Origin of the sequence: Streptomyces hygroscopicus (assembly GCF_026168105.1) — a bacterium.
Classification (GTDB): Bacteria; Actinomycetota; Actinomycetes; order Streptomycetales; family Streptomycetaceae; genus Streptomyces; species Streptomyces hygroscopicus_D.
In genome coordinates, this window is sequence record NZ_LBMW01000011.1 from 75,258 (window position 1) to 93,325 (window position 18,068).

General features: G+C 71.4%; 14 protein-coding genes. 4 read left to right on the top strand and 10 right to left on the bottom strand.

The features are described from left to right. Nucleotides 1-10 precede the first annotated feature (10 nt). On the bottom strand, nucleotides 11-1,411 hold the full coding sequence (locus AAW14_RS13750; protein ID WP_265563641.1) for a nicotinate phosphoribosyltransferase: 1,401 nt from the start codon (nucleotides 1,409-1,411) through the stop codon (nucleotides 11-13). Nucleotides 1,412-1,901: 490 nt separating this feature from the next. Here AAW14_RS13750 and AAW14_RS13755 point away from each other — a divergent pair, with 490 nt between their 5' ends. Further along, complete coding sequence (locus tag AAW14_RS13755) at nucleotides 1,902-2,825, top strand: CBS domain-containing protein (RefSeq protein WP_265563642.1); 924 nt, start codon at nucleotides 1,902-1,904, stop codon at nucleotides 2,823-2,825. Nucleotides 2,826-2,894: 69 nt separating this feature from the next. Here AAW14_RS13755 and AAW14_RS13760 read toward each other — a convergent pair whose 3' ends face one another. The 7 genes from AAW14_RS13760 to AAW14_RS13790 all read right to left on the bottom strand — a co-directional run bounded on the left by AAW14_RS13760 (nucleotide 2,895) and on the right by AAW14_RS13790 (nucleotide 13,260). Next, nucleotides 2,895-4,448 (bottom strand): AAA family ATPase, encoded by a 1,554-nt coding sequence (locus AAW14_RS13760; RefSeq protein WP_265563644.1) that lies wholly within the window; start codon nucleotides 4,446-4,448, stop codon nucleotides 2,895-2,897. A 25-nt stretch (nucleotides 4,449-4,473) separates the two neighbouring features. Beyond that, complete coding sequence (locus tag AAW14_RS13765; RefSeq protein WP_265563646.1) at nucleotides 4,474-5,349, bottom strand: universal stress protein; 876 nt, start codon at nucleotides 5,347-5,349, stop codon at nucleotides 4,474-4,476. 276 nt (nucleotides 5,350-5,625) lie between these two features. Continuing rightward, nucleotides 5,626-6,639: a DNA polymerase Y family protein gene (locus tag AAW14_RS13770; RefSeq protein WP_265563648.1), complete on the bottom strand. Its 1,014-nt coding sequence runs from the start codon at nucleotides 6,637-6,639 to the stop codon at nucleotides 5,626-5,628. Then, complete coding sequence (locus AAW14_RS13775; RefSeq protein WP_265563649.1) at nucleotides 6,636-10,088, bottom strand: DNA polymerase III subunit alpha; 3,453 nt, start codon at nucleotides 10,086-10,088, stop codon at nucleotides 6,636-6,638. Before AAW14_RS13775 ends, AAW14_RS13770 begins: the two co-directional genes overlap by 4 nt. A gap of 369 nt (nucleotides 10,089-10,457) precedes the next feature. Then, nucleotides 10,458-11,657 (bottom strand): cytochrome P450, encoded by a 1,200-nt coding sequence (locus AAW14_RS13780; protein WP_265563651.1) that lies wholly within the window; start codon nucleotides 11,655-11,657, stop codon nucleotides 10,458-10,460. A 30-nt stretch (nucleotides 11,658-11,687) separates the two neighbouring features. After that, a complete protein-coding gene (locus tag AAW14_RS13785; RefSeq protein ID WP_265563652.1) occupies nucleotides 11,688-13,061 on the bottom strand; it encodes an NAD(P)/FAD-dependent oxidoreductase in 1,374 nt (457 codons plus the stop codon). Then, nucleotides 13,051-13,260: a ferredoxin gene (locus AAW14_RS13790; protein WP_265563655.1), complete on the bottom strand. Its 210-nt coding sequence runs from the start codon at nucleotides 13,258-13,260 to the stop codon at nucleotides 13,051-13,053. The genes AAW14_RS13785 and AAW14_RS13790 overlap by 11 nt, the downstream gene beginning before the upstream one ends. A 459-nt stretch (nucleotides 13,261-13,719) precedes the next feature. Here AAW14_RS13790 and AAW14_RS13795 point away from each other — a divergent pair, with 459 nt between their 5' ends. Further along, nucleotides 13,720-14,745, top strand: coding sequence for an alcohol dehydrogenase (locus AAW14_RS13795; RefSeq protein ID WP_265563657.1), 1,026 nt, complete (start codon nucleotides 13,720-13,722; stop codon nucleotides 14,743-14,745). A 208-nt stretch (nucleotides 14,746-14,953) separates the two neighbouring features. Here the strand turns inward: AAW14_RS13795 and AAW14_RS13800 are convergent, their stop codons facing one another. Further along, nucleotides 14,954-15,334, bottom strand: a complete 381-nt coding sequence (locus AAW14_RS13800; RefSeq protein WP_265563659.1) for a cupin domain-containing protein — start codon at nucleotides 15,332-15,334, stop codon at nucleotides 14,954-14,956. A 95-nt stretch (nucleotides 15,335-15,429) separates the two neighbouring features. Here AAW14_RS13800 and AAW14_RS13805 point away from each other — a divergent pair, with 95 nt between their 5' ends. Beyond that, a complete protein-coding gene (locus AAW14_RS13805; RefSeq protein WP_265563660.1) occupies nucleotides 15,430-15,876 on the top strand; it encodes a MarR family winged helix-turn-helix transcriptional regulator in 447 nt (148 codons plus the stop codon). 190 nt (nucleotides 15,877-16,066) lie between these two features. Next, a complete protein-coding gene (locus tag AAW14_RS13810) occupies nucleotides 16,067-16,924 on the top strand; it encodes an esterase/lipase family protein (RefSeq protein WP_265563662.1) in 858 nt (285 codons plus the stop codon). 97 nt (nucleotides 16,925-17,021) lie between these two features. Here the strand turns inward: AAW14_RS13810 and AAW14_RS13815 are convergent, their stop codons facing one another. Further along, nucleotides 17,022-18,002 carry a lytic polysaccharide monooxygenase auxiliary activity family 9 protein gene (locus AAW14_RS13815; RefSeq protein ID WP_265563663.1) on the bottom strand — a complete coding sequence of 327 codons (981 nt, stop codon included), beginning with the start codon at nucleotides 18,000-18,002 and terminating at the stop codon, nucleotides 17,022-17,024. Nucleotides 18,003-18,068 lie beyond the last annotated feature (66 nt).

Below are 18,068 nucleotides of genomic sequence, written 5' to 3' on the forward strand. Positions count from 1 at the left end.
GCCGTGGCCGTCAGTGCGGCTCCCGGAGCGAGGAGGAGAGCTTCCGATCGGTCTGCCCGCCGCTGCCGGACAACCCGCGGCGTTCCGGACGAAACCGCCGTTCGGTCTCCCCGCGCACCCGCGACGTCAGGTCCTCCAGTGCCTGTGACACGACCGGGCGCCAAGGCTCGGGGCGGTGGATTCTGCGGGCCGGAGCGGGAAGAGCGGCGATGTCGTGGGCGCAGCGTGCACGCGCGTACTCCAAGCGGTCGGATGGGGCCGTGCGCCGTCCGTCGCGCATGACGGTGCGTAGCAGCCGCTGCGCCGAGTCCGGCGGGTCCTCGTCCCACAGGCCGATGACGTCCGGCTGTCCCGGACGGCGGAAGACCTGCTTGCGGCCCGGGGCCGTCACCTTCGCCGACGACAGCTTCATGACCGGGCTGCCGCCGTACTCCACGAGCTTGTACGCCGCGTCCAGGTAAGGCGCGTCCGCGGCGACGCCCACCTTCGTTCCCACCGCGTAGACGTCGATCGGGGCCCCGTTGTGCACCAGTTCCGCGACGGCGTACTCGTCGAGCCCGCCGCTGGCGACGATGCGCACGTCGGGCAGCCCGGCGGCGTCCAGCAGGGTCCGCGCCCGCCGCGCCAAATCGCCGAGATCGCCGCTGTCCAGGCGGATCGCACAGCCCGGTCCCCGACGGATCTCGGCAAGGACACGGGCGGCGGCCATGACTCCCGCCTCGGTGTCGTAGGTGTCGACGAGGAAGGTGACCGGCCCCGGGTGGGTGCGGGCGAAGGCACGGAAAGCCTGCTCCTCACTGGGGAAAGCCTCCACATAGGAGTGGGCCATCGTGCCCGAGGCCGGAAAGCCCAGGGCCCCGGCCGCCGCCACGTTGCTGGTGGCCGCGAAGCCCGCCATGGCTCCCAGCCGGGCCGCCTGCAGGCCCGCCCAGGGGCCGTGGGTGCGGCGCAGGGAGAAGTCCACGACAGGCCGTCCGGCCGCCGCCAGTACACAGCGGGCCGCCTTCGACGCCACCGCCGTCTGATGACACAGCTGGTTGAGCAGGTAGGTCTCCACGAGCTGGGCCTGGGGCAGCGGCGCGGTCACCTCCAGCAGCGGCTCACCGGCGAGGACCACGTGTCCCTCCGGGACGGCGCGCACTTCGCCGCCGAAGGCCAGTCCGAGCAGCGGTTCGAGGTCCTCGGGCGGCCGGTGCAGGGCTGCCGCGAACTCCTGGACGTCCTCGCGTTCCACGCGGTAGCGGGCCAGGAAGTCCAGGGCGGGTTCCAGGCCCGCGGCTACGAGGAATCCCCGGCCGGGCGGCAGGTCCCGGACGAAGAGGCTGAAGGTCGCCGGGGTCCGCATGCCCTCCCGCAGATACGACAGGGCCATGGTCACTTCGTACAGGTCGGTGGTGGTGACATCGGACATGGTGACCGCCACTGAGTGGGCTGGGGAGGAGCCGATGCCAGGGTCGCTCCTCCATCTCGTCACCAGTCTCTCCGATGGGACGTACAGGCGCTCTCCCCGCGGTACGGTGCGACGCCGGTCGACGACGAGAGTGCGAGGAGGCGCGGCGCGCCGCGGCGCGGATCCGGGCCGCCGTCCCCTGCTGAGCCTCTGTCAGTTGTGCTGGAGGCGGCTGCAGTTCCGCGGCGCGCTCCGCCTCCCGGTCGGCGGGGACATTGGTGACGGGTGCTCCCGGCGTGCCGGTCGGACGGAACCGCGCGAGGAAGTCCCGCGGGTTCATCACGAACGTCCTCCTATGCCGGTCTGCTCCTCCTCGGTCTCACCGCTCCTGTGCGGGCTCGCGTCGGATGGGGCCGTACCGCCGCTCCACCAGGGCCGTTCGGCTCTTGGCTCAGTGCGGTGGAGCGTAAGACTGGGTCCGTAGGCAATCCGACGCAGTCCGGAGGCCGCCGTGAACAAGCGCGAGAACTACTCCGCGGACGCCGATGCCCGCCGTGGCGTGCCGTCGCACCAGCGGCGTCCCGCTGAGGGGGGAAGGCAGGACCAGCTCCTGCGCTATCTGGGTGCCGTCGCCACCGCGTCGGCCAGACAGGCGGGGGCAGGGGCGGCCATGTCACCCGCGACCGGCGGGACGGCGTCCGCGACCCCGGCGGCGGGTCCCGCGCCGGGCCCGGTACCCGGGGCGGAGCGGGAGACCGGCCGGGAGGAGAGGCGGTCGCAGCCGCCCACCGAGCCCGAGGCACCGCTGGTACGGGACGTGATGGACGTGCCCGCCGCGTCCATGCGGGACGACCTGCCGTACCGCGAGATCGCACGCCTGCTGGCGCGCGAGCACGTGGGTGCGGTCCCCGTGGTCGACGCCGACGACCAGGTCGTCGGCGTGGTGTCGGAGTCCGACCTGCTGGCGAAGGTGGCGTTCGAAGCGTCGGGTCACCGATCCGGACCTCTCGGCAGGCTTCGGGAGCGGCAGCTGCACGGCAAGGTACGGGGGGAGACGGCAGCGGAGCTGATGACCAGCCCCGCGATCACTGTGCTGCCGGGGGCTACCGTCGCGGAAGCCGCCTGGCTTGCGGCGCTGTCACGTCTGAAGCGGATCCCGGTCGCCGACCACGACGGACGCCTGGTCGGAGTGGTGCGCCGGGACGCGCTGCTGCGGGCTCTGATCCGGGATGACGCGGGAATTCGGCGGGAGATCGAGGGGAAGATCCGTGCCTTCTGCTCTCCGGCCGACCGTGACACCGTCGAGGTGCGGGTGCACGAAGGCGTGGTGGAGTTCGCGGGCCGGATGTCGAAAGCCTCGATGGCCAGGCTGCTGGCGGAGGTCGAGGACATCGACGACGTGGTCGAGGTGACCAGCCACCTCACCGCCGTGTGAGATGAAACCTCACTCATGGCTACGGCGTACGGGCCCGTATTGCGCGGGTCGGTGCCACGCGTTTCCTCCTCAGTCCGGCTCCATGTAGGGGCGGCGGAAGACCGGGACTCGGCCTGTGCCCGAGGAGCGTACGGCTGCCAGCGCCTGGACGACCGCGGACTCCAGGGCGCCACTCGTGTCGATGGTGACGGCGTCCGTCCACGGTGGTTCCTTGGCCGCCATGGCAGAGGCCACGTCGAGGTCGGCGTCCGACGCTCCGGGGGCGCGGGTCTTCAAGCGGGACGCCGATACGTCGCTGGGCACCTGGCAGTGCAGGGCCACCAGGTCGGCACTGGTGGTTTCGGCCGTGCGCACGGCTGCTTCGCGCTGTCCCGTGTCGGACCAGGTGGCGTCCAGGACGACGGACTCGCCGCAGGACAGCAGGGCGGATGCCCGGTCGAGCAGGGCCTCGTAGGTCCTCGCGGTCCACTCGGCTGTGTACAGGCCCTCGCTGTATCCGGCCGCCGCGGACTGCTCCGCCGGGATGCCTGCCAGTTCCTTGCGGAGGCGGTCGCTGCTGAGCAGCGTGACGCCCATGCGGTCGGCCAGTGCTGCGGAGAGGGCGGACTTCCCGCTGCCCGGCAGCCCGCCCACGAGCGTCACGCCGACGGCGGAGGCGCGCAGGTGGCGCAGTGCCGTCGTGGCCAGCCGGCGTGACGCCGCCTCCGCGCCGGACGCACCCTGTCGTGCCTGGATCAGGGAGACCTTGGCGCGGACGAACGCGCGGTAGGCGACGTAGTGGTGCCACAGCGACGGTGGTGCCGGATCGCCGGAGTACTCGCTGTACTGGGCGAGGAAGAACGCCGCGGCCTCCGGTGCGCCGAGCTGTTCCAGGTCCATGGCGAGGAACGCCGCGTCGTCGAGGCCGTCGACGTAGCGAAGGTGGTCGTCGAATTCCAGGCAGTCGAGGATGCGGGGGCCGTCATCGAGGCAGAAGACGTCCTCGGAGAGCAGGTCGCCGTGTCCGTCCACCACCCGCCCCTGCTCGATGCGGGTGTCGAACAACTGCTTGCGTCCTGCCAGATAGCGGCGTACCAGCCGCTCGATCTCCTCCACCCCGTCGGGCGCGGATCCGTCGTCGGCCAATGCGCGGACCTGAGCGAAGCTGGCCTCCCAGCGGCAGGACAGCGCGTCCCTCGTGCCCTGTTCGTCGATCTCCCGGCTGTGAGGTGCGCCTGCGTGGCATGCGGCGAGCTGCCGGGCCACGGCCCGGAGGACGTCGTCGATCGCCGCACCTTCCCGTACCAGCAGGGACAGGCGCCGGTCCGCCGGCATGCGGCGCATCACCACGAGCGGTTCCGACGCCTCAGTTCCCGGACTGCGGATCTCTCCCAGGCCCAGGTAGACGTCGGGTGCGAAGCGGCGGTTGAGAGCGAGTTCGCGCTCACAGGCGGCACGGCGAGCCGCCACGGTGGAGTAGTCCAGGAAGCCCAGATCGACCGGCTTCTTGACCTTGTAGGCGCGGTCACCGGCGAAGAACACGATCGCGGTGTGGGTCTCGCGTACCTCCGCGCGCGCAAGCGACGGAGCGTGAACCCCGGTGCCCGACCGCAGCACCGACGCGTCCGAGTGATGCACCGGCATGCTCGGTTCCCCGTGGCGGCGTGGCTCAGTCATGGGGAACGACGGCGACGGGGCAGCGCGCGTGATGGATGGCTGCCTGGGTCACCGGGCCCAGGTGCGGTGCGAGGGCGGGACGGTGCCTGCGTCTGCCGACCACCAGCACTCGGGCGCCCTCGGCTCCCCGTACGACGGCCTTGGCGGGGCTTTCCGGAGCGATGCTCTCGGCGACCTCGACCCGCGGGAACTTCACGCGCCAGGGGTGCAGTGCCTGGCTGAGCTGCTTCTGCGCGTCCTGCGTGATGTCGGTGATGTCGGTGATGTCGTGGTTCATGCCCCAGGGCACGTACGCGTGGAGCGGCACGCTTCGGCCATGGACGGCCCGAAGGGCCACATCCCTCGCCGTTGCGGTGGCGAAGGCGAATTCGAGCAGGTCGTCGCACGATCCGTGCAGTTTCAGCGCCACCACCACGCAGCCCGAGGGCGCCGGCGGAGGGCCATCTTCGCGAGTAGCGGCACGGACCAGCACCACCGGCCGCTCGGACCGTGACACGACGGGCATGCTGATGTCGCCCAGGAAGTAGCTCTCGACGGGCTCCAGCCCCCGTGAACCGAGCACGGTCATCTCGGACTCCGATGCCGCTTGGAGCAGTGCGTGCTGTGCGTCGTCGGCGACCAGGCTGTCGACGACGGTGAGGTTCGGGTGGCGCGCCAGGAGCTTGGCCCGCGCGTCGTGCACCAGCCGCTTCGCCCAGTAGTTCTGATCGACCTCGCCGGGAAGGCGGGTGGGTTCGGGCACCAGCAGCGGCCACGCGTGCAGCAGGCGCAGCGTGAGGTTGCGCCGCTCGGCCTCGTCAGCGGCCCAGTGGGCAGCGGCGAGGCTCTCGGGCGAGCCGTCGAGGCCCACCGTGACGACTGGGTCCACGGTCGCTGCCTCCTCTCGGAACCTGAATGACGGGGGCTTGGTCCGCCTCTCCGGACAGGGCCGACACGCCGAGCAGGGATTCTCCTCACCCAAGGAGTACCCGCGGTGGTGTCCTGTGCCTCCGGCCGCGTCGGCCAGTTGTGATCACGAGTCCACCGTGTCAGGAATCCGGCGTCCCCGGGTGAGCCACCAGGCCCGTTCACAGGGCCAGTGGTCCCGCGCTGCGCCGGGGCCCTTCGGCCCGGTGGGCGTGGACGCGAGCCTGTGGCGGCCGAGTCATCTCCCGGCCGGAGATCGGCCTTGATGCAGGTCGCCGGCCAGAGCGGCGGGACCTGCGGCTTTCGGCCCGAAGCGGCGGCGGGCCCGGTCCGCGGCGGCTTCGGCGGCGCGGGCTCGGTCCTCGCCGGGGTCCATGGAGAGCTGGCGGTGAGCGGTGTCGGCCGGCAGCAGGTTGTCGGCGCGGATCGCGAAGCCGCGCACTCGTGCGCGTTGCAGCCCGAGGGCGGTGAGCAGACCCAGGGCGGTTGCGGCGAGGGCCGGTGAGTGGTTGGTGGGTTCCGGCAGCTTACGCATGCGCGTGGTGGAACTCCGGTCGGCGTACCGCACTGTGAGGGTGATACGGCCGGTGACCTGGCCTTCACCGCGCAGACGCCCGCCGATCTGCTCGGCGAGCCCCAGGACCGACCGGTGATGTTGTTCCGGGTCGAGGCAGTCCCGGTCGAGTACGAGATCGGCGGTCAGGTGGGCCGCTGGTTCCGCGGGGGTGACCGGACGCGGATCGTGGCCGTGGGCGCGTTCGGTCAGCAGCCGGGCCTGGCCGGCGCCGAGGAGGCGTTGCAGGGTCGCTGCGGGCAGGTCGGCGATCTGGCCGATGGTGTGCAGGCCGTACCGGTTGAGGGCGGTCGCCGTGACGCGCCCGATCCCCGGCAGTGCGGTGACCGGGCGGGGGTACAGCCAGTCGGCGGCCCGCTCGGCGGGGACCCAGGTGGCGTGTCCGGGGGCTGAGGCGTCGGCCGCCATGGCCGCCAGCATGCGGTTGCCCGCGAGGCCGGCGCTGCTGTCGATGTCGTAGAGGAGCTTCAGCCTGAGCTGCGCCGTCTGGACCAGGTCGTAGGGGGACAGGTCGAAGTACCTGAGCGCCGACGTCAGGTCCAGTTGAACGGCGTTGGGGGGGACGGCCTGGACATGGGGAGTGATGCCGGACATCAGTTCGATTATTTTGGCGTACTGATCCTCGGTCAGTGAGGCGTGCAGGTGGAGGTGGGCGATGTGCCGCTGCCGCGTGGTCATCCCGCACTCCCCGGACTGGTGTAACCGAACTTCTTCAGATCGGCCGAACGGCTGCCGGCGGGCTGCAGGTCGGCGTACGGGTGCAGGCGGGCGCCGGTGGTGCCGTTGGCCAGGGTGCGGTGCGGCTGGGCGGGGGTCGGGTGCGGGCGGTCGGCGCCGAGGAGGGCGAGCGCGGCCTCGGGACCGTTGTCGCGGCGGGCCGCGGCGATCCGGTCCAGGTCCCAGGCCATGGTTCCGACGACGGTGCGGCGGGTGCCGCGTACCTGGACCGTGCCGCGGACCAGCAGCAGCCCGCTGTGGAAGACGGTGTGCGCGCAGGCCGGATGGGAGTCCTCGAAGAAGGCCAGGTCGACCAGGCCGGAGCCGTCCTCCAGGGTGACGAAGATGATGCGCTTGCCGCTGGCGATCGGCGGGGTCTGGGTCGAGGCCCGTACACCGGCGACGAGCACCTGCTGACCGGCGCGCAGTCCGGCCAGATGCGCCGCGTCGGTCGCGCCGATCTCCCGCAGCAGCCGGTGGTGGTGCTCCATCAGATGCTTGGAGACGTCGATGCCGAGCGTGCTCAGCTCGGCGCTGAGGGCTTCGCGTCCGGTCAGGTCCGGCAGGCCGCTCGGCTCCGCTGCGCCGACGGCGTTCGTGTCGATGGGCAGTTGGCCCTTGCCCGCGGAACGGGTGCGGGAGGCCCGGTGGAGTTCGGCGATCTGCAGCAGCAGGTCACGCCGGGTGAGGCGGCCGTCGTGGAGACAGTTCAGGGCGCCGATCTCGGCGAGGCGTTCGGCGATGGGCCTGCTGGGGTGGGCCCGCTGCCAGAAGTCCGACAGGGATCCGTACGGCCGGCCCTCCTCGATCCGTGCGCACTCCTGCTCGCTGATGCCGTGCACCGCGGACAGGGCAAGGCGTACGCCCCACTGGTCTCCGTCGGTCCTCTCCACGGTGTGCTTCACCCCGGAGCGGTTGATGTCGACGGGCAGCACGGGGACGCCGTTGCGGCGGGCGTCGGAGACGAGGACGCGCTTGGGCCACATGCCGGGGTCGTGTTCGAGGAGGCCCGCCAGCAGGAACGCCGGGTAGTGCGCCTTGAGCCAGGCACTCTGGAGGGCGGGTACGGCGAAGGCGACCGCGTGAGCGCGGCAGAAGCCGTAGGCACCGAAGGCCTCCACGGTCTTCCATACCTCGTCGCGGACGGCCGTGCTGTAGCCACGCGCGCGTGCCAGGCCGTGGAACCAGGCCTTGATCTTCGGCAGCCGGTCCTTCTCGCCGAGCGCCCGCCGGGCGATCTCCGCGAGGGCCCGGTCGCAGCCGGTCATGACCGAGAGGGTCTCGATGATCTGCTCGTGCCAGATGGTCACGCCGTAGGTGTCGGCGAGCACCGGCTCGAGGTCCGGGTGGGCGTAGCACGGCGTGCCGCCGTGGCGTGCGGCGATGTACCGCTCGGGCATGCCGCCGGCGACCGGTCCGGGGCGGAAGAGGCTGATGTCGGCGATGACGTCCTGCGGATTGCGGGGCTGCAACCGGGACAGGAGGTCCTGCTGGCCGGGGGATTCGAGCTGGAAGAGCCCCAGGGTCTGGCTCTCCTGGATGAGTTTGAAGGCGAAGACGTCGTCGAGCGGTACCTGCCGTGGGTCGTCCAGGTCGATGTGGTTGCCGGTCGTCCGTTCGATCTCCGCGACGGCATGGGCCATCGCGGACTGCATCCGTACGCCCAGGACGTCCAGCTTGATGTTGCCCAGCGCCTCGATCTCCTCCTTCGCCGCCATCGCCATCGGGTAGTCGCCCTGAGGGGTCGGCTGCACCGGCAGCCGGTCCAGGAGCGTCGCGTCGCTGATGACCACGCCGCACGGGTGCATGGCCATGCCGTGGACCAGGGAGTCGAGACCCTCGGCCAGCTCCCACAGCGGTCCGTACCGGTGCGCCTCGGCCGCCAGCTGCCGCAGTTCGGGCAGCTCGGTGAGTGAGCCGGTGATGTCGGCGGCCCGCAGATGCGGGAAGCTCTTGGCGATGCGGTCGATGTCGGCCGGCGCGATCCCGAGGGCGAGGCCGGTGTCGCGCAGGGCCCGGCGGGCCCGGTAGGTCTCGGGCATCGCGGTGACCGCCACCCGTTCCTTGCCGAACCGGTCGAAGATCGCGTCGTAGCACTCCAGCCGCCGGGCGGATTCCACGTCGATGTCGATGTCGGGCAGCGACGCCCGGCGCACGCTCAGGAAGCGTTCGAACAGCAGTCGGTGGTCGAGCGGATTGGCCGTGGCGATGTCCAGCGCATGGCAGACCATCGAGCCGGCGCCCGAACCGCGGGCCGCGACCCGGATGCCCTTGGCCCGGATGTCGGCCACGACCTGGCCGACGGCGAGGAAGTACGAGTCGTAGTTCAGCTCGGAGATCACGGCGAGTTCCTGGTCCAGCCGGTCGAGCGCGGCCCGGTCGTGGGCCAGACCGCGCCGGGCCAGACCGTCCTCGCACCGTCGGCGCAGCAGCCGTGCCGTGCCGCCCGGCCCGGGCTCGGCGCCGAGCACCTCCGGTTCCGGGAGGTGCGCTGCGCCGAGGCCGAGGTCGGACACGGGGTCGACGGTGCACGCGGCCGCCGTCGCGGCGGTGTCCGCCAGCAGGCGATGTGCCCGCCGGACGTCGGCTCCGGCGCATTCGGCGACCAGCCGCGCGATGGCCGCCATCCTTCCCTCGTCCTTGAGCCAGCGCTGCCCGCTGTCCAGTCGGCGCCGGTCGATGGGCCGCAGCAGCCGCGCGGCGTCCAGGACGTCGGCGAGGCGGTGCTGGTCCGGGTCGGCGTAGCGGACTGCATTGGAGAGCACGGCGGTGGTGCGGGTGCGGTCGGCCAGTGCCAGGGTCCGGGCAGCCGGCCGAAGCGATCCGGGTCCGATGCCGAAACGTTTATGCACGACAGCTTCCAGCCTGATTCCCCCACCGAAGATCTCCTGCCACGGCGCCAGCAGCTTCACCGCGACGTCTTCGCGACCGGCCGCCAAGGCTCGCATCGGCTCCGAGAGCGGCCCGAGCAGTACGGTCAGGCCAGGGCCGCCGTACTCGCGCAGCGCCTCCCACGGCACCACCGGCGGCGTCCCGGACACGGCACCGACATGCGCGGCCGACGTGATGCGGCACAGCCGTGCCCATCCCGCCCGGTCCTGCGCGAGCAGCACGAACCGCAGCGGCGGCTCGACGACATGTGCGCCACCGCGCGCCGGGGTGCGGCGGCGCTGAGCGGGTGGCGGGGGTGCGAGGGCCTGCACCGCGAGGTCGACACCGAAGATCGGCCGAACCCCGGTTTCCGAGCATGCCCGGGCGAACCGGACGGCCCCGGTGACCGTGTCCCGGTCGGTGAGCGCGAGTGCCGTCATGCCGCGCTCAGCCGCCCGTCCGACGAGATGCTCGGGATGGGCGGCGCCGTACCGGGCGGAGTAACCGGACGCGACGTGCAGATGGGCGAAGCCCGCCATGCCGCACCTCCATCACTCCACCCCTTTTCAGCCATACGCCTGATATGTTCATCGTACGCCCGTTCGATTACTCTAACCTCATCAGCCCCGGTCAGCGAGCAGATTCGAACACATCAACGATTCTTTGGCGAGGTCAGTAGCGGCCGAAAACAGGCACCGCCCCGTCACCTCTCCCACCGGGCAGGGCGGTTGGGCGAAATCGCCCCTACGGCGCGCACCACGCGGGCCGACTGGCTATACCTCAGCCCGGTCGGCCGGCGAGACCTGTTCGGGCCGATCTGGAGGCAGCGTGAGTGCCGGGGGCTGACGGGCGGAACACGGGGCGGACCGCCACTCCTGTCTGCCGCCGTGTGCCGCCACGTAGCCGATTCATAGCTGGATGGGCAGGTGGCGGGGGCCGCGCAGCATGGCGTTCTGCCGGTACGGGGGCGGGTCCTGGACCAGGCGTGCCGTGCCGAGGTGGGGGAGCAGCGCGCCGAGCGCGGTCTCGGCTTCGATGCGGGCGAGTGGTGCGCCGTAGCACAGGTGGATTCCGCTGCCGAAGCCGAAGTGCTGGTTGTCCGGGCGGGTGGGGTCGAACCGGTCGGGCTCGTGGAACCGCATGGGGTCGCGGCTGCCTGAGGCCAGCGCCAGTACGACGGACGTGCCCTTGCGGATCGTGGTGCCGGCGACCTCGACGTCGGCGAGAGGGATCCTCTCGCGCATATGGACCGGGGGTTCGTAGCGCAGCAGTTCCTCCACCGCTTGCGGCAGCAGGCCGGGGTCGCGGCGCAGCCGGTCCAGCTGGTCGGGCTGGCGCAGCAGGGTGAGGACGCCGTTGGTGATCAGATTGACCGTGGTCTCGTGTCCGGCGATGAACAACAGGATGGTGGTTTCCGCCAGTTCCTCGACAGTGAGCCGAAGGGCGGGGTCCGGTTCGTTGACGAAGGCGGAGAGCATGTCGCCCGTGGGCCGCTCGCGGCGCTGTTCGGCGAGGTCGACCAGGTATCGGCCCATCTCCTGCCGGGCCTGCATGCCTGCCTTGTCCCGTTCGGTGGTGTCCTCTTCGGGCCCGATGTCGGCGGACGCGACGATTGCGTCGGTCCACGCCTGGAAGAGTGACTCGTCCTCACGCGGGACGCCGAGCAGTCGGCAGATGACCGTGATGGGCAGGGGATAGGCGAAGTCGTCGACGATGTCGATCTGCTTGCGGTCCCGGAGTTCCTCGATCAGTTCCCCGGTGATGTGGGTGATCTCGCCGCGCATGGCGTCGATCCGGCCGGGGCTGTGCGGCGGGCCGAACGGGCGCATGGTCAGGGTGCGCAGCCTGTGGTGCTCGGGGTCGTCGAGCCGCAGGAACGGCGGCTTCACCGTCTCCTCGGACGGGGACGGGCCGGTGCGGCTGCGCGGATCCGCGCTCATCCGAGGATCGTGAAGCAGAGCGGCGATCTCGTGGTAGGTACCGATCAGATAGCTGCCGTCTGCCTGCCGCACCACGGGACCGGCCTCGCGGAGTTCCGCGTACAGCGGGTACGGGTTGGGACGGTTCTCGTAGTCGGTGATCCGTGCCAGCAAGGTCTCGGAGTCCATGGTGGCTCCTCGTGGTCGGGCGGGACGGGGTCAGCGGGAGGGCTGCACCACCGTCAGCCGGCGATCGGGCAGGTGACCGGTGAGCGCCACGGTGGGGCCGTGGGACAGCCCACTCGGGTCCGGCACGTCGGACGGAATCGTGATGTCGGCCGCGATCGCACGGTCCGCCGCGCCGGGCGGGGGCGGGAACGGAGCAGCCGTCTCGATCAGGTTCTTGTAATAGTCGAGCGACTTGGCCATGTCGACGGTGACGGCGGCGGTGACCCGTCCTTGGTAGCCGTAGACCATGGCCAGGCGGCGCGCCTCCAGAGAGCCTTGGGCGATGACCACGTGGTCGGAGTAGGTGGGCACGCCCACCGACTTGATGTTGATCCCGAACTGGGTCGACCAGAACGTCGGGACGGCGAGGTGCGGGCGCCGCATGGGCCCCGGACTGACCATGTTGTGGGCTGCCACCTCGGCCTGTGCGACCGCGTTGCCCCAGTGCTCCAGGGAGAGCATCTGGTACCCGAACAGCGGGTGCGGGAACCGGGAGACGTCGCCGGCCACGAAGACGTCGTCGGTCACGATCCCGTACATGTCGAAGGCCCGGCACCCGGCGTCGCACGCGATTCCGCGCGGACCCGCTGCCAGCCCGGACTCCGCCAGCCACTCGACATTGCGGACCGCCCCCAACGCCACGACGCACACCTCCGCGTCGACACGGCTGCCGTCGGACAGGTCCGCACCGGTGAACCGGCCGTTCCCGTCCCCGCGCAGGGCGGTGACCGTCACGCCGCAGCGCAGGTCCACGCCGTGGTTGCGGTGCATGACGGCCGCGAGTTTCGACAGGGTGCCGCCGAGCGCGCCCACCAGGGGCGCGGGGCCGCGTTCTGCGACCGTGACCTCGATACCCCGCTCCCGGCAGGCCGAGGCGATCTCCGAACCGGTGAAGCCGGCGCCGATCACCAGCACCCGACCCGGCCCGGCGGCCAGCCGCTCGGCCAGCCCCCCGGCCTCGTCACTGGTGCGCAGGGTGAAAACCCCGTCCAGGGAGGCCTCCTCCGGGTTGGGCCAGGGGCGCGCCCGGGTCCCGGTGGCGATCAGCAGCCGGTCGAACGGCAGCGACTCACCGTCGGCCAGCATCACCCGTTTCTCCAAAGGGTCCAGGCCGGTGGCCGCTACTCCGAGCCGCCAGTCGGCGTCCGGGTCCCGGCGCATCGGCAGCGCCGTGGTGTCCGCCGACGCCTTGCCGAGCAGTACCTGCTTGGACAGCGGTGGGCGGTCGTAGGGAGGACAGGGTTCATCCCCCACCACGGTGAGTGAGCCGGTGAAGCCCTCCTCGCGCAGCGTCTCCGCGGCCCTCAACCCGGCCAGCGACGCGCCGACGACGACGATGCGGCCGCCCCGCAGATCACCGGACACCGGCGCTCACCGCCTCGCCGACGACGATGGCCTGGACCGGGCACGCCGCCGCGGCTTGGCGCACGCGCTCGACCTGGTCGTCCGGGACGGCCGTGGTGTACAGCAACCCCTCTTCACCGTGCAGTTCGAACACCTCCGGCGCGAGGAACACGCACTGCGCATAGCCCTGGCAGCGTGTGAGGTCCACAACGATCTGCATGGCTGGTCACTCCCTGAGTCGTCCCGGCGTCCCCTTTCTTTTCTACGCCGGTATCGCACCAGGCGCTCTTCACGCCCGTGTCGCACCCCTTGCCCACCTCGCTACTTGTTCGTGGCTCCCCGCAAGGGATGACAGAGGCGGCCCGCGGGGGCGTCGACCAGTGCCCCTCACCCTGCAACGTCCTGAAACCGCCACATGGATGACGGTGCTGTCCGCCCTTGCTCGAGGCGGTCGACGCCCTGATGCGAAAGACCACCCGCGATCGCGGGCACCTTGCTTCTGACCGGACCGGAAACCCACCGACCCCCAGCAGGTCGGGAAATTGCCGGACCCGTTGGACCAGTGGCGTGGCGTGGGCGCCTCCTGGGGGTCCCCCCGCGTCTCCCGCTCGGCGCGCGCGATCGTTCCCGAGCTGGTCTGCTGGTCCAGGGGCCCTCCCACTCTTTCCCGGAGAGCCAGATGAGTACCTATCGAGTCGCACAGGTGGACACCGCCGACGGGCTGTTCGAGATCACCGAGCGTGAGGTGCCGCAGCCGGGCCCCGGCCACGTACGGATCGCCGTGGAGGCCTGCGGGGTCTGTCACAGCGACGCCCTCTTCGTGAACGCCGCGGTGCCGGGCGTCCGGTTCCCGCTGGTTCCCGGGCACGAGATCGCGGGGCGCATCGAGGAGCTCGGCGAGGGAACGCGGGACAGAGGCTGGCAGGTGGGCGACCGGGTGGCGGTCGGCTGGTTCGGAGGCAGCTGCGGCCACTGCACGCCCTGCAGACAGGGCGACTTCGTCGTGTGCGAGAACCTGAAGGTTCCCGGGTGGGCGTACGACGGGGGCTTCGCAGAGGTGGTGATCGCGCCCGCCGACGCCTTGGCCCGCATTCCCGACGCGCTGGCGGCGACCGATGCGGCGCCCATGGCCTGCGCAGGGGTGACCACGTTCGACGGCTTGCGGCGCAGCTCCGCACGGCCGGGCGACCTGGTCGCCGTACTCGGCATCGGCGGCCTCGGCCACCTGGGGGTGCAGTATGCGGCCGCCATGGGCTTTCGGACCGTGGCCATCGCCCGCGGAGCCGACAAGGCCGGCATCGCCAAGCAGCTCGGCGCTCACCACTACATCGACAGCACGGCGGGCACCGGCGTCGCAGACGCGCTGCAGTCCCTGGGCGGCGCCAAGGCCGTGCTGGCCACCGCCGGCAGCTCCGATGCCATCACAGCGACCGTGGACGGGCTGTCGCACCGCGGCGAGCTCGTGGTCATCGGGGCGGTTCCCGAGCCGCTGGGGATCAGCCCGCCCCAGCTGATCATGAGCGGCAGGGTCGTGCGCGGCCATGCGTCCGGCACCGCGCAGGATGTGCAGGAGACCATGGCGTTCAGTGCCCTGCACGGAATCCGCCCGATGGTCGAGGTCGTGCCGTTGAGCCGGGCCGATGAGGCGTACCGGAAAATGCTCTCCGGCGCCGCCCGCTTCCGAATGGTGCTCGCCACTCGCTGACATCGCACCCTGTGATCCGGCGGGGTGCGCGGGTCGCAGTGCCCGGGCGACCCCGCCGCTCCGACGCCTTCGTACCGGCCACCTCGCCCCTTCGCGGGGGCCGCTCACCTGCCTCCCCGGTGTCCCCGGGGCAGGCGGCCCCTGTCTTCGCCGGGCCGCCGCGACGGCCCGGCGGAGACGGTCCGCCTTTCGGTCACCAGGACGGTTCTCAGGGGCGGTTGGCCCACGGCGGTGCGACCCGACTGCCGTCGGCGAGCTCCGCCTCCAGGCCGATGGAGGTGGTGACCCAGGAGACGGCGACCTCGTCCGTCGGGTTCTCCACGCCGAGGGTCGCACCGGGATTGATGATCACTGTGTCCCCCGCGGTGATCCGCTCGACGTGGCCGTCGAGCGTGACCAGCAGCTCGCCGTCGAGGAGATGGAAGATCTCCTCCCGGGTCACGGTGTGGAGGGGGGCGCGGGTCCCCGCGGGGATCTCACCGCGCCATGCGCACAGCTCCTGGCTCCCGGTCAGGGGAGTGGCGTACGAGACGAAACGGGCGCCGTGCATCTCATGGGTGACGGCTTCGGACGAGCGGACGACGGGCATGGGTGTCTCCCTCGGAAGAGATGGTCAAGTTGCTTGACTACTGTGAATATGGTCAAGCTGCTTGACCGTCTCGTCAAGGGTGTTTGAATGCCTTCGTGCAGAACTCCGAGGCCATGGCCCTGTCCGCCGCCCTGCTCGCCGTAGCGGGCGAGCTGACGCAGCGCATTCACGACGGCGTCGTCGCGCGCGGGTTCGAGGGGTTGCGGCCCGCGCACGGCTTCGCCTTCGCCCGGCTCACCCCGGACGGCGCCACCGTCACCGAACTCGCCGCCCATCTCGGGGTCACCAAGCAGGCCGCGAGCCAGCTCGTCGACGAGATCGTGCGCAAGGGATACGCCGAGCGGCGGCCGCATCCCGCGGATGCGCGGGCCCGGCTGGTCGTGCTGACCGGGCGTGGTCTGGCCTGCACGCGGGCCGCCGAGGAAGCCGCTGCGGACGCCGTACGGCCGTGGGCGGAGCTCCTCGGTGAGCGCGAAATCCGTGCACTCCAGGGACAGTTGTCGCGGATTGCGCCGTATGGGCCGGTCAGGCCCGCCTGGTGACGGCACGTCGTATGTGTTCAGGGCGGTACCAGGAATCCCGGCTGCCGTCGGCTGTCGCCGCAAGTTTTTACTGACACGTAACTTCACACCGGGGCTACTCGTCCGTAACTTGACGAGTGAACAGCATCCCGTGATCCGGATCACAGGTTAAGGCCGTCATACCTCCCGTGAGCCGCAAGGAGATCACCCGATGCTGCCCTGGAAACGAGTGTTCAGACCGCTCGCCGCCCTGCTGCTGGCCACCGTGGTCGCCGTGGTCCCCGCCGCCACCGCCGAGGCCGCCGCGCCGAGCAGCGGCTGGAACGACTACTCGTGCAAGCCCTCCGCCGCCCACCCCCGCCCCGTCGTCCTGGTCCACGGAACCTTCGGCAACGCCGTCGACAACTGGCTGGCCCTCGCGCCCTATCTGGAGGACCGCGGTTACTGCGTCTTCTCCCTCGACTACGGCCAGCTGCCCGGGGTTCCCCTCTTCTACGGCCTCGGCCCCATCGCCACGTCCGCCGAACAGCTCCACTCCTTCGTCGACAAGGTGCTCGCCGCGACCGGCGCCGCCAAGGCCGACATCGTCGGCCACTCGCAGGGCGGCATGATGCCTCGCTACTACCTGAAGTTCCTCGGCGGCGCCGACAAGGTGAACGCCCTCGTCGGCATCGCGCCCGACAACCACGGCACCACCCTGGACGGGCTCACCAACCTGCTCCCGTACTTCCCGGGGGCCCAGGACCTGCTCTCCGCGGCCACGCCCGGGCTCGCCGACCAGGCGGTCGGCTCGGAGTTCCTGGCCAAGCTCAACGCGGGCGGCGACACCGTGCCCGGCGTCCACTACACGGTCATCGCCACCAAGTACGACGAGGTGGCCACGCCGTACAGGTCGCAGTTCCTGAGCGGATCCGACGTGCACAACGTCCTGTTGCAGGACCTGTGCGTGGTCGACTTCTCCGAGCACGTGGCAATCGGTCTGACCGACCGGATCGCCTTCCACGAGGTGGCGAACGCCCTCGATCCGGGGCACGCCACCGCGACCAACTGCGCCTCGGTGTTCAGCTGACCCGAGGGTGCGGCAGAACGTCCGTGGCCATCTCCCCAGGGGCTACGGCCGTTTCCGGGGCCTGTCCGGCCTGAGCCGCCGGACAGGCCCCGGAGCTTCATCGCCCGCGCCGGCCCCCGCCCGTCGCGCGCCGGCGGACCGACGCGAACAGGGCCGCGGCCCCCAGCGCCAGGGCGGCAGCCCCACCGAGCGTCAGATACGGGGCGGAACCGCTGCTCCCGGTCTCGGCGAGGTGGTGCGCGGCACCGGCGGCGCTCGGGCGGTCGGCCGACGTGGTGTCCGCCGCGGCCGTGGCCGGCGTACCGGCCGCGTGGCCGCCGTGACCGTGGTGGCCGACCGTAGACCTGCCGGCGCCGGCCTCGATCTGCCGTTCGGAGGGCGCGGAGGCGGACGGTGCCGGGACCGGGCCCCTCGTGGCACCACGGTTCGCGGCACCACTGCCGGAGCCACCGAAGGTGACGTCCGAGCAGGAGTAGAAGGCCTCCGGGCTGTCCGAGCGCTGCCAGACGGCGTACAGCAGCTGCTTGCCGGAGCGCTGCGGAAGGACGCCGGAGAACGTGTAATAGCCGCCGCGCGCGACCGGGTCGACGGCTGTGGCGACCGGATGCCCGAGGTCCAGGCCGGCCCAGGCGAGCGGCTTCGACGGGTCGTAGCCGGGCCTGGTGACGTAGACCGTGAAGGTGCCTTTGTGCGGGGCGGTCACGCGGTACCGGAACGTGTACGCACCGCTGTGCACGGAGGTCGCCGGCCAGTCGGCGCGGGGCAGATCGAGGCCCTTGAACTCGTCGTTGTTCGCGCTGCACAGCTTGCCGTCCGGGATCAGCGCCCGGTGCAGTCCGTTGGCGTCGCCGATGCGCACGCCGTTCCAGTCGTAGAGCGCCTGGGTTCCGCCCGCCGCGACCGCCGCACCGCACGCGGCCGACCTGGGGTTCTCGGGACCCTCCGCATAACACTGCGACACCCGGCTGACCGGACCGGCCATCGAGCCGTGCGCGAGCGCGGGCACGGCGGCCGGCCCGGCGAGCAGGAGCGGGACGGCTCCGACGGCGACGACGGCGGCTCTGCGGCGTACGGGCATGGGGGAACTCCTCGGAGCGGTCCTGGACGCGGGCGGCGGATCCCGTGGGGGCGATCAGCAAACTAG

Excerpts from the sequence above, each read along its gene's own strand:
- AAW14_RS13750 (WP_265563641.1), bottom strand. The coding sequence starts at position 1,411 with ATGTCCGATGTCACCACCACCGACCTGTACGAAGTGACCATGGCCCTG.
- AAW14_RS13760 (WP_265563644.1), bottom strand. The coding sequence starts at position 4,448 with ATGCCGGTGCATCACTCGGACGCGTCGGTGCTGCGGTCGGGCACCGGG.
- AAW14_RS13770 (WP_265563648.1), bottom strand. The coding sequence starts at position 6,639 with ATGACCACGCGGCAGCGGCACATCGCCCACCTCCACCTGCACGCCTCA.
- AAW14_RS13775 (WP_265563649.1), bottom strand. The coding sequence starts at position 10,088 with ATGGCGGGCTTCGCCCATCTGCACGTCGCGTCCGGTTACTCCGCCCGG.
- AAW14_RS13780 (WP_265563651.1), bottom strand. The coding sequence starts at position 11,657 with ATGGACTCCGAGACCTTGCTGGCACGGATCACCGACTACGAGAACCGT.
- AAW14_RS13790 (WP_265563655.1), bottom strand. The coding sequence starts at position 13,260 with ATGCAGATCGTTGTGGACCTCACACGCTGCCAGGGCTATGCGCAGTGC.
- AAW14_RS13795 (WP_265563657.1), top strand. The coding sequence starts at position 13,720 with ATGAGTACCTATCGAGTCGCACAGGTGGACACCGCCGACGGGCTGTTC.
- AAW14_RS13800 (WP_265563659.1), bottom strand. The coding sequence starts at position 15,334 with ATGCCCGTCGTCCGCTCGTCCGAAGCCGTCACCCATGAGATGCACGGC.
- AAW14_RS13810 (WP_265563662.1), top strand. The coding sequence starts at position 16,067 with ATGCTGCCCTGGAAACGAGTGTTCAGACCGCTCGCCGCCCTGCTGCTG.
- AAW14_RS13815 (WP_265563663.1), bottom strand. The coding sequence starts at position 18,002 with ATGCCCGTACGCCGCAGAGCCGCCGTCGTCGCCGTCGGAGCCGTCCCG.